This window comes from Burkholderia sp. Bp9016, from assembly GCF_003857765.1.
Taxonomy (GTDB): domain Bacteria; phylum Pseudomonadota; class Gammaproteobacteria; order Burkholderiales; family Burkholderiaceae; genus Burkholderia.
In genome coordinates this window covers 33,402-59,834 of sequence record NZ_QTPY01000025.1, presented here as the reverse complement: position 1 = coordinate 59,834, position 26,433 = coordinate 33,402, and the positions used below count along the sequence as shown (strand labels likewise).

General features: G+C 67.4%; 22 protein-coding genes and 1 pseudogene. 4 read left to right on the top strand and 19 right to left on the bottom strand.

The window, feature by feature from the left end; translation table 11 throughout:
* The first annotated feature begins 12 nt into the window (after positions 1-12).
* Positions 13-1,074, top strand: coding sequence for an alkene reductase (locus tag DIE13_RS26160; RefSeq protein ID WP_124829987.1), 1,062 nt, complete (start codon positions 13-15; stop codon positions 1,072-1,074).
* Between the two features lie 15 nt (positions 1,075-1,089).
* On the opposite strand, the gene DIE13_RS26155 is transcribed toward DIE13_RS26160, so the two are convergent.
* Positions 1,090-1,617 (bottom strand): GNAT family N-acetyltransferase, encoded by a 528-nt coding sequence (locus DIE13_RS26155; RefSeq protein WP_124829986.1) that lies wholly within the window; start codon positions 1,615-1,617, stop codon positions 1,090-1,092.
* Positions 1,618-1,701: 84 nt separating this feature from the next.
* On the opposite strand from DIE13_RS26155, the gene DIE13_RS26150 reads away from it, so the two are divergent.
* On the top strand, positions 1,702-2,313 hold the full coding sequence (locus DIE13_RS26150) for a LysE family translocator (protein WP_124829985.1): 612 nt from the start codon (positions 1,702-1,704) through the stop codon (positions 2,311-2,313).
* Positions 2,314-2,446: 133 nt separating this feature from the next.
* On the opposite strand, the gene DIE13_RS26145 is transcribed toward DIE13_RS26150, so the two are convergent.
* Positions 2,447-2,812 carry a type II toxin-antitoxin system HigA family antitoxin gene (locus tag DIE13_RS26145; protein ID WP_124829984.1) on the bottom strand — a complete coding sequence of 122 codons (366 nt, stop codon included), beginning with the start codon at positions 2,810-2,812 and terminating at the stop codon, positions 2,447-2,449.
* Positions 2,813-2,816: 4 nt separating this feature from the next.
* Positions 2,817-3,119, bottom strand: a complete 303-nt coding sequence (locus DIE13_RS26140) for a type II toxin-antitoxin system HigB family toxin (RefSeq protein ID WP_124829983.1) — start codon at positions 3,117-3,119, stop codon at positions 2,817-2,819.
* 43 nt (positions 3,120-3,162) lie between these two features.
* Between DIE13_RS26140 and DIE13_RS33720 the strand changes: the two are divergent.
* A pseudogene (locus DIE13_RS33720) lies at positions 3,163-3,282 on the top strand (LysE family translocator); the annotation flags it as partial.
* On the opposite strand, the gene DIE13_RS26130 reads toward DIE13_RS33720, so the two are convergent.
* Positions 3,283-4,203 carry a phosphatidylinositol-specific phospholipase C gene (locus DIE13_RS26130; RefSeq protein WP_175761723.1) on the bottom strand — a complete coding sequence of 307 codons (921 nt, stop codon included), beginning with the start codon at positions 4,201-4,203 and terminating at the stop codon, positions 3,283-3,285.
* Between the two features lie 6 nt (positions 4,204-4,209).
* Here DIE13_RS26130 and DIE13_RS26125 point away from each other — a divergent pair, with 6 nt between their 5' ends.
* Positions 4,210-5,232 (top strand): LacI family DNA-binding transcriptional regulator, encoded by a 1,023-nt coding sequence (locus DIE13_RS26125; protein WP_124829982.1) that lies wholly within the window; start codon positions 4,210-4,212, stop codon positions 5,230-5,232.
* Between the two features lie 9 nt (positions 5,233-5,241).
* Here the strand turns inward: DIE13_RS26125 and DIE13_RS26120 are convergent, their stop codons facing one another.
* From DIE13_RS26120 to DIE13_RS26050, 15 genes are all read right to left on the bottom strand, one after another.
* The gene (locus DIE13_RS26120; protein ID WP_124829981.1) at positions 5,242-6,096 is read right to left on the bottom strand and encodes a carbohydrate ABC transporter permease; all 855 of its coding nucleotides are present in this window, start codon (positions 6,094-6,096) and stop codon (positions 5,242-5,244) included.
* On the bottom strand, positions 6,066-6,935 hold the full coding sequence (locus DIE13_RS26115) for a carbohydrate ABC transporter permease (RefSeq protein ID WP_098551608.1): 870 nt from the start codon (positions 6,933-6,935) through the stop codon (positions 6,066-6,068). The genes DIE13_RS26120 and DIE13_RS26115 overlap by 31 nt, the downstream gene beginning before the upstream one ends.
* A gap of 34 nt (positions 6,936-6,969) precedes the next feature.
* Positions 6,970-8,208, bottom strand: a complete 1,239-nt coding sequence (locus DIE13_RS26110; RefSeq protein ID WP_124829980.1) for an ABC transporter substrate-binding protein — start codon at positions 8,206-8,208, stop codon at positions 6,970-6,972.
* Positions 8,209-8,609: 401 nt separating this feature from the next.
* The gene (locus tag DIE13_RS26105; protein WP_124829979.1) at positions 8,610-9,818 is read right to left on the bottom strand and encodes a porin; all 1,209 of its coding nucleotides are present in this window, start codon (positions 9,816-9,818) and stop codon (positions 8,610-8,612) included.
* A gap of 166 nt (positions 9,819-9,984) precedes the next feature.
* The gene (locus DIE13_RS26100) at positions 9,985-10,923 is read right to left on the bottom strand and encodes a helix-turn-helix domain-containing protein (protein ID WP_124829978.1); all 939 of its coding nucleotides are present in this window, start codon (positions 10,921-10,923) and stop codon (positions 9,985-9,987) included.
* A gap of 69 nt (positions 10,924-10,992) precedes the next feature.
* A complete protein-coding gene (locus tag DIE13_RS26095) occupies positions 10,993-11,583 on the bottom strand; it encodes a DUF3156 family protein (protein ID WP_124829977.1) in 591 nt (196 codons plus the stop codon).
* Positions 11,580-13,082, bottom strand: a complete 1,503-nt coding sequence (locus tag DIE13_RS26090) for an APC family permease (protein WP_124829976.1) — start codon at positions 13,080-13,082, stop codon at positions 11,580-11,582. The genes DIE13_RS26095 and DIE13_RS26090 overlap by 4 nt, the downstream gene beginning before the upstream one ends.
* 246 nt (positions 13,083-13,328) lie before the next feature.
* Entirely contained in the window at positions 13,329-14,669 is a 1,341-nt protein-coding gene (locus DIE13_RS26085; RefSeq protein ID WP_124829975.1) for an aspartate aminotransferase family protein, read from the bottom strand.
* An 87-nt stretch (positions 14,670-14,756) separates the two neighbouring features.
* Positions 14,757-16,259, bottom strand: coding sequence for an aldehyde dehydrogenase family protein (locus tag DIE13_RS26080; protein ID WP_124829974.1), 1,503 nt, complete (start codon positions 16,257-16,259; stop codon positions 14,757-14,759).
* Between the two features lie 210 nt (positions 16,260-16,469).
* A complete protein-coding gene (locus DIE13_RS26075) occupies positions 16,470-17,201 on the bottom strand; it encodes a helix-turn-helix transcriptional regulator (RefSeq protein WP_124829973.1) in 732 nt (243 codons plus the stop codon).
* Between the two features lie 293 nt (positions 17,202-17,494).
* The gene (locus tag DIE13_RS26070; RefSeq protein ID WP_124829972.1) at positions 17,495-18,373 is read right to left on the bottom strand and encodes a neutral zinc metallopeptidase; all 879 of its coding nucleotides are present in this window, start codon (positions 18,371-18,373) and stop codon (positions 17,495-17,497) included.
* A gap of 331 nt (positions 18,374-18,704) precedes the next feature.
* On the bottom strand, positions 18,705-20,750 hold the full coding sequence (locus DIE13_RS26065) for a sigma-54-dependent Fis family transcriptional regulator (protein WP_234745432.1): 2,046 nt from the start codon (positions 20,748-20,750) through the stop codon (positions 18,705-18,707).
* A gap of 347 nt (positions 20,751-21,097) precedes the next feature.
* Positions 21,098-21,604: an acetone carboxylase subunit gamma gene (locus DIE13_RS26060; RefSeq protein ID WP_124829971.1), complete on the bottom strand. Its 507-nt coding sequence runs from the start codon at positions 21,602-21,604 to the stop codon at positions 21,098-21,100.
* Between the two features lie 43 nt (positions 21,605-21,647).
* On the bottom strand, positions 21,648-23,972 hold the full coding sequence (locus tag DIE13_RS26055) for a hydantoinase B/oxoprolinase family protein (protein WP_124829970.1): 2,325 nt from the start codon (positions 23,970-23,972) through the stop codon (positions 21,648-21,650).
* A gap of 11 nt (positions 23,973-23,983) precedes the next feature.
* Positions 23,984-26,128, bottom strand: coding sequence for a hydantoinase/oxoprolinase family protein (locus DIE13_RS26050; protein WP_124829969.1), 2,145 nt, complete (start codon positions 26,126-26,128; stop codon positions 23,984-23,986).
* Between the last annotated feature and the right edge of the window lie 305 nt (positions 26,129-26,433).

Genomic DNA, 26,433 nt, shown 5'->3' with positions numbered 1-26,433 from the left:
AGGATATCTGCCATGCCTACCCTGTTCGATCCCGTTACCCTCGGCGACCTGAACCTGCCGAACCGCGTCGTGATGGCGCCGCTCACCCGTGCCCGCGCAAGCGCCGGGCGCGTACCGAACGACCTGATGGCCCGCTATTACGCCGAGCGCGCGTCGGCCGGCCTCATCATCAGCGAAGCGACGTCGGTCACGCCGCAGGGCGTCGGCTACGCGGACACGCCGGGCATCTGGTCCGACGAGCAGGTCGAGGGCTGGAAGCGCGTGACGCAAGCCGTGCACGCGGCCGGCGGCCGCATCGTGCTGCAGCTCTGGCACGTCGGCCGGATTTCCGACCCCGTCTTCCTGAACGGCGACCTGCCGGTCGCGCCGAGCGCGATCGCCGCGGGCGGCCATGTGAGCCTCGTGCGTCCGCAGCGTCCGTTCGTGACGCCGCGCGCGCTCGAGCTCGATGAAATCCCGGGCATCGTCGCCGCATATCGCAAGGGCGCGGAGAACGCGAAAAAGGCCGGCTTCGACGGCGTCGAGATCCACGGCGCGAACGGCTATCTGCTCGACCAGTTCCTGCAGGACAGCACCAACCATCGCACCGACGCGTACGGCGGCCCGATCGAGAATCGCGCGCGCCTGCTGCTCGAAGTGGTCGACGCGGCGATCGACGTATGGGGCGCGGGCCGTGTCGGCGTGCACCTCGCACCGCGCGGCGACGCGCACACGATGGGCGATTCCGATCCGGCCGCGACGTTCGGCTATGTCGCGCGCGAACTCGGCCGCCGCAAGATCGCGTTCATTTTCACGCGCGAAGCGTATTCGGGCGACCATCTGAGCCCGCGTCTGAAGGAAGCGTTCGGCGGCCCGCTGATCGCGAACGAGCAGTTCACGCTGGAATCCGCACAGGAAACGCTCGCGAGCGGCCATGCCGACGCGATCGCATGGGGTAAGCTGTTCATCGCGAACCCCGACCTGCCGCGCCGCCTCGAACTCGACGCACCGCTGAACAAGCCGGTGCCGGAGACGTTCTACGCGGAAGGCGAAACGGGCTACACCGACTACCCGGCGCTCAGCGACGCGGCCTGACGGCGGGCAACCCGTTCATGCGCGCACGTCCGCGCGCATGAACACGCGCTGCGTCTCGTCGAGCCCGCGGGCAACGTGGTGCGCGCGGATCGCGCGCAACGCGTCGTCGAGCGAAGCGTCGTCGACGATGCGAAAGCCGAGGCGCGCGTAGTACGGCGCATTCCAGGGCGCATCGCGAAACGTCGACAGCAGGATCTGCGCGATGCCGTCCTGCGCCGCGCGCGCGACGATCTGTTCGATCAGGCGCGCGCCGATCCGCTGCCCGGCATGCGACGGCGCGACATCCAACTCCTCGAGATAGAGCCGCCGCGCATCGAGCAGGCGGTAGAACGCGAAGCCGACGCACACGCCTGCTTCATCGGTCGCGACATACGCGCGGCCGCCGTCGATGCGCGCGAGCACGTCGGCCGCATCGGTCGGCTCGCCGTCTGCGATGTCGGCCATGCCGATGTTGCGAAAGCGCTGTGCGGCGGCGACTTCCACTGCGGCCATGGCGGCCGCGTCTTCGCGCGTGGCGCGGCGAATCCGGATCGATACTGTCATCACGACGAGGTAGGCAGGCGGGAACGGCCGTCACTATAATCGAAACTTCATATCTTTCGAACGCCGCTTTTCACGAGGTTCGCCATGACGCTGTCCACGCTCGCCGTGTTCGCCATCGCCCTGCTCGTCACCGCCGGCACGCCCGGCCCCAGCGTCGCCGCACTCGTCGCGCGCGTGCTGACGAACGGCGTGCGAGACGTGCTGCCGTTCCTCGCCGCGATGTGGATCGGCGAAGCGCTGTGGCTCACGCTGGCGGTGGCCGGACTGTCCGCGTTTGCGCGCACGTTCGAGACGGGCCTGCTCGTGCTGAAACTGCTCGGCGTCGCGTACCTGCTGTTCCTCGCGTGGAAGATGTGGACCGCGCCGACCGGCACGCAGGCCGACGACCTGCCGCGCGGCCAGTCGCCGTGGCACATGTTCGTCGCGGGCACCTTGGTCACGCTCGGCAATCCGAAGATTGTTCTCTTCTACCTCGCGCTCCTGCCGACCATCATCGACCTGTCACACGTCAGCACGGCCGGCTGGGCCGAGCTCGTCGCGACGATGCTGGCCGTGCTGATCACGGCCGACTGCGCGTGGGCGTTCGTCGCGACGCGCGTGCGCAAGTTCATCCTCACGCGGCGCGCGATCAAGATTGCGAACCGAACCAGTGCCGCCGCCATGGCAGGCGCAGCTGTCGCCATCGCCACGCGGTAACGACGCCCCATGGCAAAGATGCCCGGTCAGCGGCACGTATGCCATGGAAACCGTCGAGCGCGCACTGATGCGCTATTGCGCAGATCAGTTCAACTGACAGCATGACCAGACACGGCGCCGCAAGGCGCCGTTTTCATTGCGCGGTTCCGATCAGCCCATCAGCCGGAACATGCAGCCCCTCGTGCAGCTTGCGGATCATGGCAAGGCTCAATGCCCGACGCCCGGCGAGCACCTCGTACACGCGGTTACTGTTTCCGATGTAGGGCTGCATGTCGGGGACCGACAGGCCGGCCCACTCCATCCGAAACTTAATCGCATCGATCGGATTAGGCGCGGCCACCGGAAAGTGCCCGGCCTCGTAGCGCTCGACCAGAATCGCCAGAATCTCCAACTCGTCGCCCTCCGGCGAGCCAGGTGCGGGGTCCGCATCGACGAGTGCGGACACCGCCTTCAGGGCAGCCTCGCAATCGGCTTCAGTTCGAATCGGGTGAATGTCCATATCGTTACTCCATTTCCACGGTTGCCGCGTCGACTTTGTCGTATTCCGCGTGCGTGCCGGCAAACTTCACGGACACCACGCCAATCTGATAAGCCACCGCAACGATCAACCGGAAGTCGTTGCCCTTGAAGTTGAACACCACACCGTACCGGCCAACGAAACTGGCGCTTGCGTACTGGTCCTTGATGTTCTGCAGGGTCTTCCAGATCGCCTTCGCAGCTTCCGAATGCCACGCCAGCAGCGCTTGCTCGTCCTGCGCGTGGCGGGCGATGAAATTCAGCAGGGTTCTTTTGGCAACGATTCGCATAAACATAACCGTAGTCCCGAATTGGGACCAACCCGATACATCGGCCGCGCTGGTCGGCACGATGCTCGCCGTTCTGATCCTCGCCGACCGCTTCCGGTCGCTGCTCGCGGTGCGCGCGCGGGCTTTTCTGACGTCGGCGCGTGCGATGCGGATCGCGAACCGTCTAACACCCCACTATCCTGCGCCCGCCACCGGGCACAGACCGGTGCCCGTTACACCCCACCAACGCCCGCACCAGCGCCCAGTCATCGTCATCGCAGAAATCGAGCAGCATCGCGCCGCACGGCCCGGGCTGCTCGCGCAACCGTTCGGCGAGCCGCGCGTGTATCCCCACCACCCTGCCGTCGCCGTGCGCAACCACTGACGGATTCGCGCCCATCCCCGTGCCGCTGGAGAAATTGATCGCCCAGCGGCCGCTTTGCGGCGACGGCATCGCGCTCAGCAGCGCATCGATCACCCGCCACTTGTACGCAATTGACCCGGCCACCGGCACCCGGTATTCATCCTGGATCACGAACGCCGCGTCGGGATGATCGATCGAAAACGTCGCGTTATCGGGCCAGGCGGTCAAATCGATACCGAGCGGCCGGCTGCTGCGAAACCGCCGAAACAACACCACCGCGCCGCGCACGTCGCCGAGCGCCGGCAGCGCGCCGCCCGCATGCCAGCGCAGCCGCGGATACCGCCCGCAATGCGCATCGAACGTCGCATCGAAGCTGCGCGTGCACATGTGCGCGGGCCACTCGTCCTTCACCGACATCACGATGCATTCGCGCGGATGCGCATCGAGAAAGCGCGTACAGTCTGCAAGCACGTCGTCGAACGTCATCCCGAGCGGGACCCCGCCGTGATGGATGTCGAACCTATCGCGCCGGTGCCGGCAGCGGATATCGAGCAGCCGCACGCCATGCTCGAGCTGCGCGGCGAGCGGCGCACGCTGGGTGCGCACGAGCGTATCGTCGACGGTATACGCACAGGTGTCATGGCTGCCCGGTAGGGTCAGCGTATGCAGCGGCCGCGTGTCGTCGAGCGCCGACATCCAGTCGGCCAGCGGCGTGTGTGCTTCGTGTCGCGAAGGAATCATGAGTCGATGACGGACAAGGAAAGAAAAACGTGGGTGACCGCGTCGGATGTCGCGGCGCGGGCCGGCGTGTCGCGCTCCGCGGTGTCGCGCGCATTCTCGCCGACGGCGAGCATCGCACCTGAAACGCGCGAACGCGTGATGGTGGCCGCGCGTGCGCTGGGCTATCAGGTCAACCTGATCGCGCGCGACATGATCACGCAGCGCAGCAGCATGATCGGCGTCGTGACGGCAGGCTTCGAGAATCCGTTCCGCGCGCGGCTGCTGTCGGACCTGATGGCCGCGCTCGGGCAGCGCGCGTTCACGCCGCTCGTGACCAATGCGGAAGATCCGCGCCAGGTCCGGCAATCGCTCGAACGGCTGCTGAGCTACCGGATCGCGGGGCTCGTGATGACGTCCGCGTCGCCGCCGCTGTCGGTCGCGCGGCAGTATCTGGAACACCGGATTCCCGTCGTGATGATCAACCGCGCGGCGAACCTGCCGGGCGCGGATGTCGTGGTCAGCGACAACGCGGCCGCCGCGGCCCACGCCGCGCAGCGGCTCGTGCGGGCGGGCGCGCGCCGGCTCGCGTTCGTCGGGCCGCGCACGGCGAGCTACAGCGCACGCTCGCGCGCGCAAGCGTTCGCGCAAGTGCTGAAGCAAGGCGACGCATTCGATGCGACGCTCGTGCGCGTGCTGGACACGCAATCCGACACCCATGCATGCGGGCTTGCCGCCGCACGGCAACTGTTCGCGTCCGGCGAGCGCCCGGACGGCGTGTTCTGCTCGTCCGACCTGCTCGCGCTCGGCGTGATCGACGCCGCGCGCAACGCCTTCGGCTTGCGCGTGCCCGACGACCTGCGCGTGATCGGCTTCGACGACATTCCCGCCGCCGAATACGACGCGTACCGGCTCACGACGCTGCGCCAGGACACGCAGGGCCTCGCGCACGCGGCCGTCGACATGCTCGCCGAGCGGATCCAGACTTTCGACGGCGCGTCGCGCACGCGCGTGGTGCCGGTTACGCAGGTGGTGCGGCATAGCTGCGCATGACGCGCCGCGTCACTTCAGTCCGCCTGCGAACCCGCGCAACAGGTAGCGCTGCACGTAGCCGGCCACCGCGAGCGTCGGCAGCGATGCCAGCAGCCCCGCGCTCATCAGGTCGCCCCAGTCGATGCCGTTCTCCGTCACGTAGCCGGCAATCGCGAGCGGCAGCGTGAAGCGGCTCGGCGTCGACACGAACAGCAGCGCGATCAGGAACTCGTTCCATGCGGCGATGAACACGAAGATCGCGGTTGCGATCAGCCCCGGCGCGCACAGCGGCAGCACGATCTGCACGAGCCGCCGAGCGAGCCCCGCGCCGTCGATGCACGCGGCCTCCTCGTATTCGACCGGCACGTCGCGCACGAACGCAAGCAACATCCAGATCGCCATCGGCAACGCGTAGATCTGATAGGCGAGCATCAGGCCGAACGTCGAATCGAGCAGATGCAGCCGCTTCGCGAGCGCGAACAGCGGCACCGCGATCGTGATCGGCGGCATCAACTTCAATGCCAGCACGAGCATCAGGAACACCAGGTCGAGCCGTGCCGGAAAGCGCAGCCGCACGAGCGCATACGCGGCCGGAAACGCGAGCGCCAGCGCCAGCAGCGTCGTGCCGAACCCGACCAGCAGCGAATTGGCGAGCGGCGCGCCGATGCCGTTCGACCACACCGACGCGAAATGCTCGAATGTCGGCGCGGCCGGCCAGAGCCGCAGCGGATGATCGAGGCGTTCGAGCGTCGGCATGAAGGCCGCGCCGGCCATCCACAGGCACGGCAGCAGCAACAGCGCAAGCGCGACGAAGCGCAGCGCCCACGGCGCCGTGCGACCGAATGCGGCACCCGTCATGCGCGCCGCTTGCGAACCGTCTGCCATACGTATCCCGAGACCAGCAGCGCGGACGCCGCGAGCATCAGCACCGACGCGGCACTCGCCGGCCCGACGTTGAAGAAGCGGAAGCCCGTGTCGTAGATGTAGGTCGACAGGGTCTGCGTCGCGTTGCCGGGGCCGCCGCCCGTCAGCGCATAGACCTTGTCGAACAGCTTGAAGGTGTCGATCGAGCGCAGCAGCATCGCAAGGCCGATCTGGGGCGCCGCGAGCGGCAGCGTGATGTCGCGCAGGCACTGCCACTCGCTCGCGCCGTCGGTGCGCGCGGCTTCGTACAGCTCCTGCGGGATCGACTGCAACCCGGCGAGCACGATCAGGAACGCCATCGGCGTCCACTGCCACACGTCGACGAGCGCGAGCGACCACAGCGCGAGATGCGGATCGGACAGCCAGCGCACGCCTTCGATGCCGAAGGTCGCCAGCAGCGCGTTCAGGAAGCCGTCGAAGTTCAGCCAGTTGCGCCAGATCGCCGAGCACACGAGCGTGGACAGCATCATCGGCAGTATCGCGAGCGGCAGCGCGATGCGCCGCCCCGGGAACGCGCGCACGAACAGCAGCGCGAGGCCGAAGCCGAGCGCGACCTCGACGAGCGACGCGACGATCGTGAAGCGCAGCGTGTTGCCGAAGCCGGCCGTGAACGCGTCGTCGCCGAGCACCGCGCGATAGTTCGCGAGCCCGGCAAACGCACGATGACCGGCCGCATAGTCGACCTGGCAGAACGAATCGATCAGCACCTGCGCGACCGGATACAGCGCGAGCGCGGCCAGCACCAGCAGCGCGGGGCCGAGCAACGCGACGAACGGCAGGCTGCGGCCGAGCGATTTCATGCGCGGATTCCGGACGATGCGTGACGGCGAGCCGTCACTTGCCGGCCGTGGCCATCGCCTGCGCGATCTTCTGCTGCGCCTGACGCAGCGCGGCGTCGGGTGCGGCCTGCCCGGTCAGCGCGAGCTGCAGCTGGTCGCCGAGAATGCTTTCGATCTGCTGCCAGTCCTTCACGCGCGGCCGCGCACGGCCGGCCTCGAGCGCCTTCAGTTGATCGGGATACCAGCGATACAGGCGGACCAGCGCAGGATCGGCAAACACGCTGCGGCGCGTCGGCGGAATGCCGATGGCGGCCAGGCGCGTTTGCGTATCGCGCGCGGTCAGGTACGCGAGGAAGTCCTGCGCGAGCTTCGCGTGCGGCGCGTCCTTCGGGATGCCCATCTGCCAGATGCCGAGCATCGGCGCCGGGCCGGCGGTCTGCCCGGGCGGCGGCTGCAGCGCGATCTGCCCGACCACGCGCGACTGCTTCGGATCGTCGAGCGCAGGAATCCACGCAGGCCACACCTCGATCGATTGCGCGGCCGTGCCGCGCTGCAGCGCATCGCGCACTTCGGCCGCGCCGTACACGTCGACGTCCTTCGGCGCGAACGCCTTCAGCGCCAGGAAAGTCTTCAGCGCGGCCTGCGACTCGCGCGAGTCGATCGTCACATTGCCGGCATGGTCGAACACGTCGCCGCCGTATGCCCACAGGATCGGCAGGAAGCCGGTCACGATCGGGTTGCCCTTCGTGCCGCGGAACACCACGCCCGACATGCCCTTGTCCGCCCCGCCGACGGTCTGCGCGATCTTCAGCACGTCGTCCCAGTTGCGCGGCGGCTGCAGCTTGTATTTCGCGAGCAGGTCCTTGCGGTACGCGAACATCTCGACGTTGCCGACGATCGGCAGCGCGTACAGCGCGCCCGCCGCGTTGCGGCCGAGCGCGACCGTGGACGGCACGAGATCGGCGTCCGCCAGCGACGCCGGCAGCGGCTTCAGCCAGCCGTTGCCGATGAATTCGGGCGCCCACGTGTCGTCCATCATCACGAGGTCGTAGGCGCCGGTGCCTTCGCGCATCGACAGCTTCAGCTTCTGGTACAGGTTCGCGTTCGGCAGCTTGAGCAGCTCGATGTCGGTGCCAGGGTGCAGCTTGTTGAAACCGGCAACGGCGTCGGCAAGCCCCTTGCCGTAGATGTCGTCGCGGCCAGCGATGACGAGATCCGCCGCGAAGGCGTGCGAGGCGGCGAAGGACAGCGCAACGGCGGCGGACAGCGCGCGCAGGCGGCTCAGCAGGGTCATGAGGTCTCTCTCGATCGACGTATGTAGCGGGACGGCCATGCGTTGCACACGTGTGCAACGCCGGCGACACTTCGGGTCGCCTGAAGCGTCGCCATTGTTCACGTAGACCGTGAAGGTATTGTGGCAAGCGACAAGCCGGATGCCACAAGGCACGCGTCCCTTGCGCCCGGTACCGCACCGGGCGCAACGATCCGGTTCCTGATGAAAATGGCGGAAAGACCGTCCCCAATCCTTCGCGCCATTGCTTGCCATATTCAGTTTCTATCCATCAGCCCGTTCAGTTAAGCATACGGACGATTTTTTTCAAGCATGGCTTTCCATCAATTGACCGGGGCCGGCCCTTGCGCATGGGGCGCCGACGGCGACCCGCGACCGGCGTGCCGCCGCCCCGCCGTTCCCGGTCAGAAATTCACACGAATGCCGGCCATCACCGCGAGCTGCCGGCTCGAATTGCTGTTCGCAAGCACCGGAATCTGCGCGTAGTTCGCCGCGTTGCCGTCCGCATCGGTGCCGAGCCCCGTGCCGCTCGCGATCTGGCCGATCGCGACCGCATACAGCGCGGTGCGCTTCGACAGGCTGTAGTTCGTGCCGATGTTCACCTGGTGGAAACGCGTCGTACCGCGTCCGTCGGTGTGCGCGGCGTTGAAGATGTACGCGACGCCGCCCTGCAGCGCCGGCGTGAACATGTACGTGACGTTCAGCTCGCCGATGTCGAACGTGAATGCCTGCGTGCGCGGCTGCGCGTCGGTCGAGAAGTAGCGGCTGTCGCCGAGACGCGTGTGCGTATAGGTCAGCGCGACCGTCGCCGCGCCGAGCGTCACCGAGCCGCCCGCGCCGAACGCGCGCATCGAGCCGGCGTCCTGCAGCAGGCAGTACATCGCGCCGGGGTTGCTGCACGCGAAGTCGCCGATATAGCCGCTCGCGCCGCCGAGCGCCGCGTCGAGCGGCTGGTGCAGGTCGAGATAGCCGACCGAGAACGCGACCGGCGCGCGGTTGTAGGTCGCCGCGACCGAATAGCCGCGCTTCGCGGAAAAGTCGCCCGCCTGCCCGCCGAAGCTGAACGTGCCGCCGACCGTCAGGCCGTTGAAGTCGGCGCTGGTGAACTTCACCGCGTTGTTGAAATTGAAGGCGGCGTTCAGGTTGTCGACATCGCCGAGATGCGAGCCGTACGGCGTCGCCCAGTTGTTGCTCGACGCATATGCGCCGAGCATGTCGGTGTACGAGTCGTATTGCCGGCCGAGGCCGAGCGTGCCGATCGTGTCCTTGCGCAGCCCGACCCACGCCTGCCGGCTGAACGCGGTGCCGCCCTGCAGCGCCTGTCCGTTCGCGGACAGGAACTGCTGCTCGAGCGAGAACACCGCGCTGAGCCCGCCGCCGAGCGGCTCGTCACCCTGGAAGCCGAATCGCGACGGCACGAGGTTGCCGCCGCCCATCTGCCAGGCATGCCCGCCGCTCGTGCTGCCGTCGGCGCGCGTGAACTGCTGGTTCGTCGAATAGATGATGCCGGTGTCCACCGTGCCGTACAGCGTGACGCTGCCGGAGGTCTGTGCGTGTGCGTGCATGCAACCCAGCGTAGCCGCCGCAGCAGCCAGTCGTCGTCCGATCTTCATGTCCCGCCCTCTGTTTTCATCGATTCGCACTGCAAACCGATGGCGTTGTCGATATGGGTGACAGGACTCTATCCAGCGAAAATTCGGGACCTCTATCCCAAATCAGCAAATGGTGAAGCAGACGGGTCGCGACGGCGCTCGACGACGCCGTCGCGAGGTTCGTACGTCACTCGGGCCGCAAGGTTTGCGACGGCAACTCGCCGAACAGGTCGCGATACTCGCGAGCGAAATAGCCGAGATGCGTGAACCCCCAGCTCGCGGCGGCCTCGCCGACGCCGAGCTGCTGCGCGGACGTCGTGCGCAGCAGGCGCCGCACCGCGTTCAGCCGGATGGTGCGCAGATAGCCGACGGGCGTGACGTCGGCGACGCGCTGGAAGCTCGTCTGCAGCGTGCGGCGACTGCAGCGCAGCGCGCGGCACAGCTCGAGCACGGTGACGGGCTCCTCGGGCCGCTCGCGCAGATGCTTCTCGCAGCGGCTGACGATATCGCTGTAGGTGGCATGCGTGATGTCGCGCCGCTCGACGCCGATGCCCTGGTCGAGCGCATCGAGGAACATGCCGAGCATCGCGTCGCGGAACATCTTGCGGGTGGCCGCATAGTCGAGGCAGGCCGGGTTGCGTTGCGCGTCGTCGATCAGCGCCGACAGCCGCGCGCCGAGCGCGACGCCCTGCGCGTCGGACAGCCGTGTGACATGGCGCAGCTTGCGCGCGCCGGCGACGCCGAACTCCGCTTCGCACAGCTCGTCGATCATGTCGGATGCAGCGCTGATCCCGACGAGCCCCATCCCTTCCGGCGTATGGAATTCGAAATCCTCGCCGGCGCGCAGGGCGAGCAGCGCATAGCCATCGACCGGCTGGCCCTGGAACGTGCCGGCGAGCGGCACCGACAGCGGCACCGCGAGCGACGTGCGCCCGTCGGGCGCGACGCCGGTTTGCGCGACGCGGCGATTGGTCGTCTCGCGGAAGAAATGAAAGTCGTCGTACAGCACCTGCGTGACGGTGCCCTTGAACCGGCCCGGCGTCATCTGGCGATAGACCTGATGCCAGCCCGCGATGGCGAGCCCGTGATCGTGCACGTCTTCGTGTGAGCGTGACTGGAACAGCATCGGCATCTCCGGTAAAACCCTGACTCTTCATCGCGCCCGCCGGGTTCTCACGGCACGCAACGTCACAGCTTACCCCCGCAAAATTCCGCGTAGTGCGGTTTCGAATGCAAGACAGGCCGCCGACAGCGCGGCGGCCTGTTCGCCGGTCAGCCGAACGTAGCGGCGAAACGACGGCATCCGGTTCACGACTTCGCTGCCGCCGAACGGCACGATGGAGAGCGTCCAGCGCCCGTCGCGCGCGGTGATCGTGCAGTCGGTCAGGTGCAGCGGGCGCAGCGCGTCGGCGAGCGACGGCCGGGCGACGAGCGCGGCCACCGTCCGCACGAATTCGGGGGCGCATCCCGGCGCGGCTTCGGCCGCGACGCCGGTGCGCCGCAGCCAGCCGGTCTGCAGCACGCGGGCGCTGCCCTCGGCGGCCGGGCCGCGCGCGGCAACCGCGACCGTCACGCTGACCGTATGCATCAGGAACTGCCGGTCGACCCGTTCGCCGACGCTCACGCGCACGCCGTTCGGCAACCGCGCCATCGTATCGCCGGCCGTGCCGTGCGCATCGCGCGCGGCGCCCAGGTCGGCGAGCACGCGGGCGGCGATCGCACCGGGCCGGTGGCCGGGCGGCGGCGTATCGGGCGCCGCGCGCCAGCGGGCGAGCGCGGCCCTCACGATGCGACGTGCTCGTTGCGCAGCACTTCTTCGACCGGCACCGGCTTGAAAGGATGCCGGCGCTGCACGACGATCGTCCAGAACAGCGCATACAGCGCGGTGAGCCCGAGCATCGCGCCGAACGGCACATAGATGTCGCGCGCGTTCATGCCGGGCGGCGTGATGTACCAGATCGCGAGCACGATGCCGACGCTCGACACGATCTGCGGCAGCGGGAACAGCGGCGAACGGTACGGGCGCGGCAGGTCCGGGCGGCGGATGCGCAGCATCACGACCGACGCGGTGACGAGCAGGTACGCGGTGCCCCACGCGCAGGTCGCGGCGAGCACGAGGTGCAGGATGCTGTCGAGATTGCCGTTGATCAGCCACGCATGGAAGATCGGCACGATCGCCGCCGCGACGATGCCGACCACCGGCGTCTTGAAGCGCGGATGCAGATACCCGAAGCAGCGCGGCAGCGCGCCGTCGATCGCCATCCCGTACAGGATGCGCGGCAGCCCGGCCATCAGCGTGTTGATGGTCGCGGCGCCCGCGCACAGGAACGCGATGCCGAACCAGATGCGGCCGAACGGCCCCAGCACCTGCAGCGCGAACGCCGGGATCGCGCCCGGCGTGTCGAGCAGGTGCGTGAGTCCGTCGGGGCTCACCGGCACGTTCGCGACCTGGCGGCGGATCGCCGCGCCGTACAGGAACATGCAGATCGCGACGCCGACGAGGCCGATCGCCATCGCGCGCGGAATCGTGCGGCCCGGCGCCTTCATCTCCGGCGCGAGCGGCGTGACGAACTCGCAGCCGACGAACATGAACATCGCCATCCCGACCAGCGACAGCACGGCCGGGATCGACGTGCCGACCGTCGAGCCGCCGAACCAGCCGTCGAGATGCACGGCCGGCGCGGCCGCGAGCCCGAGGATCCCGAAGATCATCAACGACAGCCACATGCCGGCCGTCAGCACGATCTCGAGCTTGCTGAACACCTTGATGCCGACGATGTTGGTGATCGCGAACGTGACCACGAGGCCGACGCCGACGAGCCACGAGCTGTTGTGCTTCTCGAATGCTGCGTTCAGCGACTCGAAGTTCACGAGCGCCATGATGCCGCTCAGGATCGTCTCCGCCGTGCCGGCGAACACGTGCACGAGGAAATACGCGGAGATCGTGCCGGTGATCGCCCAGAAGCGGCCGAGCCCGCACGACAGGTAATCGTAAACCGAGCCTGCCGTCGGCAGCATCGCGGCGGCTTCGGAGAAGGTGGTCGCCTGCGCCTGCATCATCACGAACGCGATGATCATCGCGACCGCGAACGCCCAGCCGCCCATCCCGAAACCCGACGTCGCGGTGAGGATCACCGGGCTCGCCATGATGAGGCCGACGGCGCTCGCCAGCGCGGTCGGAAAGCCGACCGCGCCCGCCGTCAGCACCGTGCCGCCGCCCGCTTCCACCGGCGCGCCTGCGGGTGTATCGCCCGCGGCGCCAGTCACTCCAGACCATCCCGACATCTTTGTCTCCTTCCCTTATCGAGCGGCGGCGGCGCTTCTGCGCCCGCGCCGGTTCGTTGCTTCGCGGTCGGCCCGGGCCGGCGCTTCAGCGCTTCGGCACCCGGGCCCCTGTCCATTCAAACTCGATCCGATGTCGAAAAAATACGCAGGCAAAATAATCCGGTCATAGCCCAAATCGGCAAACCGGCGGCGGCAGCCTGGCCGCCCGCCGCCGGTTAGTCGTCACGCGAGCGTGCCGTCAGGCGCTCACGCGAACGGCACGGCCTCGAAGCCCGCCGCGAGCGCGTCGACGATCCGGTCGAGCTGCTCGCGCTGGATCACGAGCGGCGGCGACAGGATGATCTTCGTGCCGACCGGACGCACCAGCACGCCATGCTCGCGCGCCACTTCCGCAACGGCGTTCGCATAGCCGGACAGCGGATCGATCGGCTCGCGCGTCGTCTTGTTCGCGACGAGATCGAGCGCGAGCATCAGCCCCTTGCCGCGCACCTCGCCGACCGCCGCGAAACGCTCCGGGAACGACTGCAGCGCTTCGAGCAGATACGCGCCCTGCTTCGCCGCATTCGCGGGCAGGTCTTCCTTCACGACGATGTCGAGGCTCGCGATCGCGGCCGCGCAGGCGACCGGGTGCCCCGCGTACGTGTAGCCGTGCATGATCGCGCCGCCGAAATCCGCGTTCGCGGCAAACGCCTCCTCGATGCGCGCATTCACGGCCGTCGCGCCGAGCGGCACGTAGCCGGACGAGATGCCCTTCGCGAGACACATGATGTCCGGGCGCACCCCCCAGCCGCGGCTGCCGAACAGGCTGCCGCTGCGGCCGAAACCGGTCACGACCTCGTCGGCGATCAGCAGCACGCCGTAGCGGTCGCACACCTCGCGCACGAGCGGCCAGTAGTTGGCCGGCGGCACGATCACGCCGCCCGCGCCCTGCACCGGTTCCGCGATGAACGCGGCGACCGTGTCGGGGCTCTGGAACTGGATCTCGCGCTCGAGCATTTCCGCGCAGATGCGGCCGAGCTCCTCCGGATCCTGCGTGAACGGATTGCGGTACAGCCACGGCGTCTCGACGTGGAAGCAGCCGGGCAGGTTCGGCTCGTAGTTGCGGCGAAACACCGTGTTGCCGTTCACCGACGCGCCGCCGAAGTGCGTGCCGTGATAGCCCTGCTTCAGCGAGATGAACTTCGTGCGATCGGCCTGGCCGCGCACCTTCCAGTACTGGCGCGCGATCTTCAGCGCGGTCTCGATCGAGTCGGAGCCGCCCGAGCTGTACAGCACGCGGCGCATGCCCTCCGGCTCCATCATGTCGATCAGCTTCGTCGACAGTTCTTCCGCGCGCGGATGCGAGATGCCGTCGAACAGCTGGAAGTACTCAAGCTCGTCGAGCTGGCGCACGATCGCGTCCTTCACTTCCTGGCGGTTGTGCCCGACGTTCACGTTCCACAGGCCCGCGACGCCGTCGACGAGCTGCTTGCCGGTTTCGTCGAACACGTAGCAGCCGTCGCCGCGCACGATGCGGATCGGCTTGCGCTGTTTCATTTCGTTCGGGTGCAGCATCGGGTGCCAGAACTTCGCTTCGTTGTAGCTCATTGCAATCTCCACTTTCGGATCGTTTGAACCCCGATCGCTCCGGGTCGAGGTCTTCGGGTGTCAGGTATTCGGAACGGGCGCCGCGCGTCAGTGCGCGATGCAGACGGATTTGGTTTCGGTGAAGCCTTCGATCGCGTACTGGCCGAACTCGCGGCCGATGCCCGATTGCTTGTAGCCGCCGAACGGCATCGACGGATCGAGCGGGATATGGCAGTTCACCCAGACGGTGCCGGCCTCGATCTGCGGGACGAGATTCATCACGCGCTTCAGGTCGTTGCTCCAGATGCTCGCCGCGAGGCCGTACGGCGACGCGTTAGCGAGACGCACCGCGTCGGCCGCATCGTCGAACGGCACGACGACGATCACCGGGCCGAACACTTCGTCGTGCACGATCGCGCTGTCCGGATGCGGATCGGCGATCACCGCCGGCTTCACGTAGTAGCCGGGCAGGTCGTCGGCCGGCGTGCCGCCCGCGAGGAACGTAAGGCCCGCGCGACGCGCGCCTTCGATGTGCTCGACGACCTTGTCGCGATGGTGCGCGGAGACGAGCGGGTTGATCTGCGCGGTCGTGTCGAGGCCCGCGCCGAGCTTCATCGACTGCGCGACGCCCGCGAGACCGTCCGCGAGCTGCGCGAACTTGCTGCGGTGCACGTAGATGCGCGATGCGGCCGCGCACACCTGCCCCTGGTTGAAGAACGCGCCGGCGGCGACGCCGTCGAGCGCCTGCGCGACGTCGACGTCGTCGAGCATCACGATCGGGTTCTTGCCGCCAAGCTCGAGCGAGAAGCGCGTCATGTTCTGCACGGCCGCCGCGCCGACCAGCTTGCCGGTCGCGGTCGAGCCGGTGAACGAGATCTTCGCGATCGACGGGTGGCCCGACAACGCGGCGCCGCAGGTGCGGCCGCCGGTGACGACGTTGAACACGCCGGGCGGCACGCCGGCTTCGCGGGCCAGTTCGGCCAGGCGCAGCGCGGTGAGCGGCGTTTCCGGCGACGGCTTCAGCACGATCGTGCAGCCGGCCGCGAGCGCGGGAATCAGCTTCCACACCGCGATCATCAGCGGGAAATTCCACGGCACGATCGCGGCCACCACGCCGACCGGCTCCTTGCGCGTATAGGCCGTATAGCGCGCGCCGGGCGGGAACGGGATCGACACGTCGAGCGTCTGGCCGGTGATCTTGGTCGCCCAGCCGGCCATGTAGCGCACGTATTCGACGCTCGCGCCGACTTCGACCGCGCGCGACACGTGGATCGACTTGCCCTGGTTCAGCGTTTCGAGCTGTGCGAGCGTTTCGGCGTCGGCTTCGATCAGGTCGGCGAGCTTCAGGAGGATGCGCTCGCGGTCGGCCGGGCGCAGCCCGCGCCATACGCGCGAGTCGAATGCGTGCTTCGCGCTGGCGACCGCGCGATCGACGTCCTGCGCGTCGGCATCGGCGACCGTCGCGAGTCGTTCGCCCGTCGCCGGGTCGTACACGTCGAGCCGGGCCGGCGAGTGCGCGGGCTGCATTTGACCGTCGATGAAAAGGCCGAAGTCGCGCGCGACGAAAGTGCGCACGGTGTCGCTGACAGCGACGAAGTTCGTGTTGCTCATGGGCGTCTCGATAGTTGTCGTGGCTGGCCGCATGCGCTCGGGCAGGCGGGCTTCAGGCCAATGTATCGACGAGGAAGTGCGCCGGGTGAGCGCAAATTGGCAGCGCGTGGAGATCGAAATGCGGGTGATGCCGGAACGTGTAACGGCGACGTGCGAACGCCGCCCTATCGTCAGACCAATGGCGCGGCGTGAACGCGAATACGGAAAAAATTACAGGAACAACGCGCCGACCAGCTCCGTGCGGTTGGACACGCCGAGCTTCCGGTACATGCGCATCAGGTGCGTCTTGACGGTCGGCTGCCCGAGCGCGAGGTCGCGTGCGATCTCCTTGTTCGAGCGGCCGTCGCGCACGAGCCGCGCGATCTGCTCCTCGCGGTAGGTCAGCCGCTCCTCGCAGCCGATCCGGTGAATCCCGCGACGCGCGCGCAACAGCGGGCCCAGCGCGGCTTCGGCCACCGGCTGCAGCCGCGCCAGCGCGTCGATCTCGCCCGGCGCAAACCGTCCGGCCATGCCGTCGCCGCGAGCATCGCCGCTCCCGAAGCGCAGCAGCGAAAACGCGCCGACGGTCCGCCGGGCTTCGTCGCGCAACCAGATTTCGACGACGTCGGCCACATCGTGCCGCCGCAGGAAACGGGTCCAGTACGCGGACGCATCGCGTCTTTCGTCAGGCAATTGGGACGCGAGCGTCACGACCGCGCGTTCGCCTGCCGCGCAGCGCGACGGATGCAGCGGATCGAGCATCCGGTAGCGCGCGATGTAGGTGCGATGCATCGGCTCCGGCATGCCGAACAGCTCGAAATCGGCCGGTTCGCCGCTCTGGTCGAGCCGATAGAACACGATCGCGGACGGGCTCGCGAATGCGTCGAACGCATCCACGCACGCGCGCAGCGCGCGCTGCCAGTCGGCGGCTTCGTGGTCGGCGGAAACGGATGAGGTCGGCATGATGGGGGCGGCCGGCGGCCGAACGCGTCGAAGTTCGGGCCAGCCTACCGGCGCCGAAATGCGCCGGTGAGCACAAATCGGCAATTCGGCTTCGGGCGGCGCAGGGAAGACCGCCCGCCGTGTCGCGACGCGAGCATCTGCGACGGAAACCGCGCATGGGGCGTTGCGCCTTCGGCGATGAACGCCGAACGGGGCGCGCAACATCGTGCGCGTCGATCGCACCGGGTTGGAACGATCAGGCCAACCTCAACCGAAACGCGCGTACCGGCTTGGGACACCGGCGCAGCGCCACATCAATGCGCGTTCGCGGCGAACGTATCGCAGGCGCTCACCTCGCCCGACTCCATCCCGCGCCGCAGCCAGTACACGCGCTGCTCGCTGGTGCCGTGCGTGAAGCTCTCCGGCACGACGTAGCCCTGCCCTTGCTGCTGCAGCCGATCGTCGCCGATCGCGGCAGCCGCCTTCAGCCCCTGTTCGAAATCGCCCGGCTCCATGAGCCGCTGGTTCGCACGCTGCGCATTGTTCGCCCACACGCCGGCGAAACAGTCGGCCTGCAGTTCCATCCGCACCGACAGTGCGTTCGAGCGTGCCTCGCTCGAGCGCCGGCGCGCGGCGTCGACCTTGTCGGAAATGCCGAGCAGGTTCTGCACATGGTGGCCGACTTCATGCGCGATCACGTAGGCTTGCGCGAAATCGCCGCCCGCACCGAACCGCTTGCGCAGCTCGTCGTAGAAGCCGAGATCGATATACACCTTGCGGTCGGCCGGGCAGTAGAACGGCCCCATCGCGGTCTGGCCGGTGCCGCACGCGGTCGGCGTCGAGTTCGTGAACATCACGAGCTTCGGCGGCTCGTATTGCGCGTGCAACTGGGTATTGAAGACGCTCGTCCACGTGCGCTCGATATTACCGAGCACCTTGCGCGTGAACACCGCACCTGGATCGTTCGCCGGCGCGCCCTGACGCTGCGCTGGCGCGGGCTGCGCCTGCTGCTGCGCACCTTGCAGCGCCGATGCGCCCTCCAGAATCACGCGCGGGTCGATCCCGAGAAAATACGAGGCGGCAAACGCGACCACGATCGTACCGATGCCGATCGTCGCGCCGCGCCCGCCGACGAAACCGCCGCCGCGGCGATCCTCCACGTTCACGCTCTCTCTTTCGTCGTCCAGCCTCATTGCCGGCCCCTCCCTTTCTTGTCGTTGCGCTGACGGGACAGCCCCCGCCAGGCGATTGATTCTTCCGGTCCGCCGACCCGCGCTCGCACGGCGTCGCCCGGTCGGCCCCGCGATACCGCGGTATCGCGCGGACCGGTCGACACATGTCGGGCGCAGCCTCCGGATGACACGCAGGCACGCGCACCGCTTTGCCGACGCGGACGTCATATCGTAAAAATTATGAAGCATGGAGCGGGCAATCAGGCCGGCGACATCGTCATTCTTTGCAAAATGACGATTCGTGCGACCCGGGAGGACGGGAAGTCGCCGAAGAACCTGGTTGTCCGCGCGGTCAGCTGCCTGCCGAGACTGACTTCGCGCGACTCCGGCGGACGTCGCTCACCGCATCGAGCAGGCGATACTTGCGGATCTTTTCGTAGAGCGTGCTCTTCGCGATGCCGAGCTGACTTGCCGCCTGCGTCAGATTGCCGGCATGACGCGCAAGCGCGCGCCGGATGGATTCCGCCTCGGCCTTCCGCAACGACTCGTCGGCATCCGGCACAAGCGTGTCGACGGGCCGCGCGGCGTACGCATCGATCGAGGCCGCCATGCCGATCTCGGCGGGCAGCTTGTCGGCCGTGATCACGGGGCCATCCGACAGCAGCAGCGCCCCCTCGATCGCGTTCCGCAGTTCACGCACGTTGCCGGGCCACGCGTAGCGCAACAGCCGCTCGTACGCGTCATCGTCGAACGAGCGCGGGGAAAGGCCATAGGACTCGCACAGGTGTCCGAGCCAATGCGCGATCAGCGCCGGCAGATCCTCGCCGCGCTCGCGCAAGCTCGGAATCGACACGGTCGTGACCGCGATCCGGTAGTACAGATCCATCCGGAACCGGCCGTTCGCGACGGCATCCTTCAGATCCCGGTGCGTCGCCGCGACCAGCCGGAAATTCACCCTGCGCGGCGTGTTCTCGCCGAGGCGGTAGATTTCGCTCTCCTCCAGCACCCGCAGCAGATGCGGCTGGATGTCGAGCGGCATTTCCCCTATCTCGTCGAGAAACAGCGTGCCGCCGTCGGCCGCTTCGATCTTGCCCGCGGCGCCGGACTTGCGCGCGCCGGTAAAGGCCCCTTCCGCGTAGCCGAACAACTCGCTGGCGAGGAGGTCCCTCGACAACCCGCCGCAGTTGAGCGCGACGAACGGGGCGTCGGCGCGATCGCTCGCCTGGTGGATACCCTGCGCGAACAGTTCCTTGCCGACGCCGGTGTCGCCGAGCAACAGCACCGGCACCCTGGACGGCGCGAGCTGGCGCGCACGATTCACGGCCTCCCGCAGCGCGGCGCTGTCGCCGACGATGCGCTCGAACCCGCGCGGCTCGCCGCCGCGCCGCTCCCGTCCGCGCGCGATCGGGACAGCCCCGCGAGGATTCGCGATGCCCGGCGTCACGATCATGTAGCCCAGCACGTCCGCCCCGTCGCGCACGGTTTCGACGTGGCTGCTCGACAGCCATGCCGGCGCACTCGCCGGCAGGCGGCCGTCGTCCGCATAGCGCTCGAGTTCGGGCAACGCGAAGGCCGCATCGCACCGGATGTCGAATCCGAGCCGGCGCAGCACCGCAACGACCTGCGCATTGGCCTTGACGAGCCGGCCGCGTTCGTCGACGACGATCACCGCATCGGCGGACGATGCGCCGAAGCGGGACGCGCAACGATCGAGCAGGCTCAGGCGGCGCGCCATGCCCTCCTTCGCGAGCCGGCTTTCGATCCGGCCCGCGAGCGATACCGCGAGCGCAAGGCTGTACGGGTTGTAGGTCTGCGCGAGCCCCGAAATGTCGATCACGCCCAGGACGTGCCCGTCGCGGGGATCCTGGATGACGGTCGCCGAGCAGGTCCAGCGCTTGATGCCTGCGCAGAAGTGCTCCGCGCCATGGATCTGGACCGGCTCCCGGAGCGCGAGCGCGGTGCCGATCGCATTGGTGCCGCAATTCAGCTCGGTCCACTCGCAGCCGGGAATGAGGCCGACCTCGCGCGCCGGCTCGACGATCCGCATGTCGCCTTCGTGCTGGAGGATCATTCCGCTCGGATCGGCCAGCAGCATCACCGTGCCCGTCTGCGCCAGGAAATCCCGGGTCTGCTGCATCAGCGGCAGACTGGCATCGACGAGGCGGCCGTTCGACCTGCGCCGCTGCACGAGCCCGTCTTCATCGAGCGGCGGCGGCGCGCGATCGACGCCGGGATCGACGTGGCTGACGAGACAGCGCTGCCACGAATCGTCGACCACGCCGCGTACGTCGGGCGAACGCCAGTCGCTGCCGGTCAGCAGATGCTCCCATGCGGCCATGATGCTCGCGTCGTGGTGTGGACTGGGAAACCAGTCCATCGGCGTGCCTCTCTGTTGCATGTCTGTCTCCTGTCGGTTTCGTGACGACACGAACCGCAAGGCCGTCATAGCGGCCTTTTTTGTCGACTTTGCGGGGTGCCTGGCCGCAACCGGCGGCGGGCGTGGCGACTATCGTACTCCGTTACGGCGCCTGGGCGGCCGTCCGGATACGAGCCACTGCAAGCAATGCGCGCGCCAGCTGGTGGTGACCCGCAAGCTGGCGCGCGGTGCGGTGCGCCGCCGGAAACCGGTGACCGAAAAGAAACCGGCCGTTCGAAAATCGAACGGCCGGAAATAGAACGCCTGGCGCGAGCCGGGCCGACGGGGCCGGCGAATGCCGGGCCCCGCGAACGGACTCGCATGTCAGATCATTGCGCACGCTCCGGAACCGGCAGATGCACCCATTCCGCGTAGAACGCATCGATGTCGGGCTCGAAGTCGTGAATGACCGGATACCACGGCGTAGGCGCCTCGACGTCGTGCATCGCTGCGCAGGTCGGACAGTAGTATTCGCGATAGACCTGCCATTGCGTATCCGGCGCCATCAGGCGGGGATAGACCTCGTCCATCGCCTCGTCGGATTCGCGCACGAAGACGTTCGCGTGCAGCTTCCAGTTGTCGCGGTAATCGCAGAACACGTGGCCGCAGTCGCACTGCGTGACCCAGTGCTTGGTCGCCCATTGCTGCACGATGTACAGGTGCGGGCCGAGCGGCAACACGATGCGGTCCTTCCAGCCGAGCTTCTGCTGCAGCGCCTCGACATACATCCGGAAACGCTCGCCGTCCTTCGGCATCGACAGCATGCGCAACGTCGTGTCCCAGTCGAGCTTGCCGTCGACCATGTTCCTGATCTGTTCCTTGGTGTAGGTAGACATTTCCAGTCCTCCATGTGGGTGATGGTGCGTAGGGGAATCCGGGTCACTCCTCGACCAGCACCACCGTATTGACGTCGGGCATCTTCGACAGGTCCATGCGGAATTTCGAACCGTAGGTCGGCACGTCGAGCTCGTCCTCGGTGAGCGTCCACGTGTCCGGCAGTTCCCAGAACGTGCGGAACTGCTGCTCGAATTTCTCCGACAGGCCGAAGCTCGTCGCGAACATATGCTGCACCTGCGTCGACGCGTGCTTGAGCAGGATCCGTTCGCGCTCGCCCTTCATCCATTCGCGGGTCGGTTGCGAGCGTGCGAGACGCGCGTTGCGGATCTCGATGCGCTGCAGCGCGCTCGCCTGCGGGTCGACCGTCCAGATGCCGTTGGCATTCCGTGTCGCGACCGCCCCGTAGACCTTCTGCGCGTATTCGGGCAGCAGCACCGCATTGTTGAGATCGCGTTCGATCGCGTCGATTTCCCGGTCGAGCGGATCGCCGAAGCCGGGGCCGCCGCGCAGGTAGTTCAGGTAGAGATCGTAGTTGCTGTAGCAGTCCTCCGTGGTCATGCACTGCTGGTCGCGCTTGACGATCGCACCGGCGTTCAGGTGGCTTTCGTAGTCCGGCAGGTCCGGATTCGTGTCGCCGCCGAGCGGCAGGCTCTCGCCCCGCGCGATGCGTTCCTCGAGGCCCGTGCGATGCGCTTCGAAGCGATAGCCGGTGGCAGGCGGGTAGCCGCCCATCAGCCCCCAGTCGCTGTTCATGTAGCCGTTGCCCATGAAGAACATCGTCCAGTCCTGCGCCTTCCAGACCATGCGCAGCGTCTCGAATCCGCAGCCGCCGCGGTATTTGCCGTAGCCGCCGGAATTCGACTTCACGTTGCGGCCGAGGTACAGCAGCGGCTCGGCCATCTCCCAGATCTCGATGTCGCCCATGTCGCCTTCGGGGTTCCAGATCGCGGCCGCATGATTCAGGCCGTCCTTGATCGCGCATGCGCCGGTGCCGCACGACGAAGCCTCGAAGCTGTTCACCGCATGGATGTCGCCGTCCTGGTTGATCCCGCCGCCCTGCAGCCAGTTCGACGTGTTCGCGTTCCCCGCGTTGACTTCCTCGAGATAGCCGCGGCTGAAATACGCCTGCGACAGGCCGCGCCACATCGCGCTCCAGCCCGACACCAGGAAGTGCCACGCGTAGGCGTGCCCGGTGCGGCGGTCGTCCGGATTCATCCATGCGCCCTTGGGCAGATGGAATTCGGTGCCGAAATACGCACCGTCGTTGATGCGCTGCGTCGGCACCAGCGTCTGCGTCATCATCACCCAGATGCCGCTCGTGAACGCGACCTGGTGCGCGTTGTACGAGTGCCAGCCCCAACGGCTCGCGCCCTCGAAATCGAGCCGCCACGAGCCGTCCTTGCGGATCTCCATCTCGACCGGCGAATGCATGATCGAGTCGAGCTTCGCGAACGCCGACGACGTCTGCACGTCCGGATGGTTGTACGGCACGTCAACGAACGCGACCTTGCGATACTTGCCGGGCAGCGTCATCGCCTTGATGCGCGTCTGCAGGCCGCGACGCCCTTCCTCGATCACCTCGTAGCTGAATTCCTCGTATGCGTCGAGGCCCTCCTCGGCGATCACTTCCTCGATCAGGTCGCGGATCATGTGGCAGCCGGCGATGCGCGTGCGCTCGTCGAGAATCCAGTACTTCGGCGTGCGAACCGAGCGCTGGCTCTCGTGCAGCCAGTCGCGCAGCGGCGTATCGTTCACGCCCGTCTTGCGGCACGTGATCATGTAGCCGTCGCCGAAGCGCTGCACCTGGCCCGTCGACATCGATCCCGGCGTCACCGCGCCCGTATCGATCACGTGCGTGACGCCGCCGACCCAGCCGACCAGCTTGCCGTGCGCGAAAATCGGCACGATCGTCGCGATGTCGCACGGGTGGACGTTGCCGATTGAGCAGTCGTTGTTGGTGAACATGTCGCCGGGCTGAATGCCCGGGTTGGCTTCCCAGTTGTTCTCGATCATGTACTTGATCGCCGCGCCCATCGTGCCGACGTGGATGATGATCCCGGTCGACGTGAGCACGCAGTCGCCCGCCGCGTTGTAGAGCGTGAAGCACAGCTCGCCTTCCTGCTCGACGATCGGGCTCGCGGCGATCTTCTTGGCCGTTTCGCGCGCATGCACGAGGCCGCCGCGCAGCTTCGAGAACATCTTCTCGTAGCGGATCGGATCGCGCTCGCGCAGCTCGAGCCGCTCGAGCCCGTTGTAATGGCCGGTTCGCTCGGTGCGCTCGAGAATGCCGTCGCGAAACTGCTTGAGCGTCTGGCCGTTCTTCAGCAGATCGGCGAAACCGACTTCCTGGCTGGACATCATGTTCATCGCATGTCTCCTTACTTGACTTCCCTGAGGTGGAAGAGGCGGTGCTTGTCGAGCGTGGTGGCGAAGCCCTCGGGGACGACGAACGTCGTCGCGTCGGATTCGATGATCGCGGGGCCCGCGATCTCGTTGCCCGGCTTGAGCGACTCCATCCGCCAGATCACCGCGTCGTGCCACTGCTTGTTCCGATACAGACGCCGCGTGCCGATGCGCGCGTCCGCCGGCGGCGCCGGCTCGGCGACCGGGTCTTCCGGCAAGACCGGCTTCTGCGTGACGACCATGCCGCGCATGATCGCGCCCGTGACCGAGAAACCCAGCTCCGGCGAGCGCGCGGAACTCGCATACACGCGGCCGTAGGTGTCTTCGAACGCGGTCACGATCTTGTCCCAGTCGTGCGCACCGGACGCGCTCGCGATCGGCGACTCGATTTCGAGGTCGTTGAGCTGGCCCATGTACTGCATCCGGAAGCCCGGCCGCAGGATCACGTCCCGCTCGCTGAAGCCGTTGATGCGAAACTCGTCGATCACCTTGGCCGTCAGTTCGGACCAGGCCTTCTGGATCGTCTGCGCGGCCCCCGCCTTTTCGTCGTCGGATGCGAGTTGCGGCAACGCGAGATCGACGCTCTTGTCGTAGCGATACTCGAAATCCGCGCACGCGCAGCCGAATGCCGAGAAGCCCGCCGCCCACGCCGGCACGACGACGTCCTTGAAGCCCAGCCCTTCGGTGTAGCCATAGGTATGAACCGGCCCCGCGCCGCCGTACGAGAAGCACACGAATTCGGTCGGGCTGTAGCCTTTCGCGCTGACGTTCGAGCGCAGGTATTCGCGCAGCTGCAGGTCGAGCAGTTCGATCACGCCGGCCGCCGCATCCTCCACGGAGAGCCCGAGCGGCTCGGCGATCTGCGCGCGGATGTGCTCGCGGGCGCGATTCACGTCGAGCTTGATCTGGCCGCCGAGGAAGTTGTCGGGATTCAGGTAGCCGAGCACGACGTGGCAATCGGACACGGACACCGTCGTCAGGCCGCTGTCGGGCCAGCACGTGCCGACGCGATAGCCTGCGCTGTCCGGCCCGAGCTTGATGGCGCCGCTGTACGGATCGAGCCGCACGAAGCTGCCGGCGCCCGCGCCGACCGAGTCCATCGTGACGAGCGGCAGCGACAGCACGAGGCGCGCCATGTCCGGGTCGGACGCGATCGCGAATTTGCCCTTGGTGATGAGCGCCATGTCGAACGACGTGCCGCCGATGTCCGAGCACGCGATGTTGTCGTAGCCGAGCGCCTCGCCGAGCAGCTTCGAGCCGATCACGCCGCCGATCGGCCCCGACACGATGGTGCGTGCCAGTTCCTTCGCTTTCCAGCTGATCGTGCCACCGTGCGTCGCCATCACCCGCAGGTCGAATTTCGCGCCGTGCTTGCGAAAGCGGTCGCTCACCTTCCTGAGTGTCTGCCGCGACGGTTCGGCCGCATACGCCTCGAGCACCGTCGTGTTCATCCGGTGGCTTTCCTTGCGCTGCGGGTAGTAGTCGACCGACGCGAAAACCGGGAGATCGACGCCGTGCCCGGCCAGCTCGTCGCGCACGATGTCGCGTGCCTGGCGCTCGCTCGTCGCGTTCTTGTGCGACTGGAGAAAGCAGATGACGATCGCCTTGGCGCCGGCGGCGACCAGCTCCCGCGTGGCCTGCCGCACTTCGCTTTCCCGCAGCGGAATGACGATTTCGCCCTGGACGTCGGTACGCTCGGTGACGCCGCGCGTGCGCGACAACGGCACGAGCGGCTCGTCGTAGCGGTGCGTATTCAGGTGGATGCGCTCTTCGAGCGCGTACCCGAGGTAGCTCTGGATCGCGCGCCCCATCAGGTGCACGTGCTCGAAGCCCTTGTTGACGAGCAGCCCGACGTCGAGCCCCTTGCGTTGCACGACGCGGTTGAGCATCGCCGTGCCGGAATACACGCAGGTGACGAGTTCCGGATAGACGTCGTCGACGTCGCGTTGCCAGTGGGCGAGCGCATCCTGCGACGAGTTGAAAATCGCTAGCGACTCGTCCTCCGGATTGCTTTGCGCCTTGCCGACGACGAACCGTCCGTCCTCGCGCACGAAGAAGGTGTCGGTCATCGTGCCGCCCGCGTCGATGCCCAAGACCTGGACTTGCGAAAGTCCTTCCATGGTTGATGTCTCCAATGATTGAAGTCGTGATGAGCCGTGTCCCGGTTCGAGCGAGGTCATCGTTCGAACCCGGGCGCCGGCTCGTCTGCAAGGAGGCAACAACCGTGCCATTCGGCGGATCGGGCGACTCGAAGCGCGCCAGGCCATGCCTGGCGTGGGGTCGTCGAACCGGGCGCATTGGCGCAGGTGGACGACGCCGCGACGGACGTCCGGATTCCGGACTGGTCCGGCGTCCGGATATCAGTCGGCGTCGCCGGCTGCGCGCCGTCGTTCGCGTTCAGCCATTCGGCTGATAGCCGCGCGGC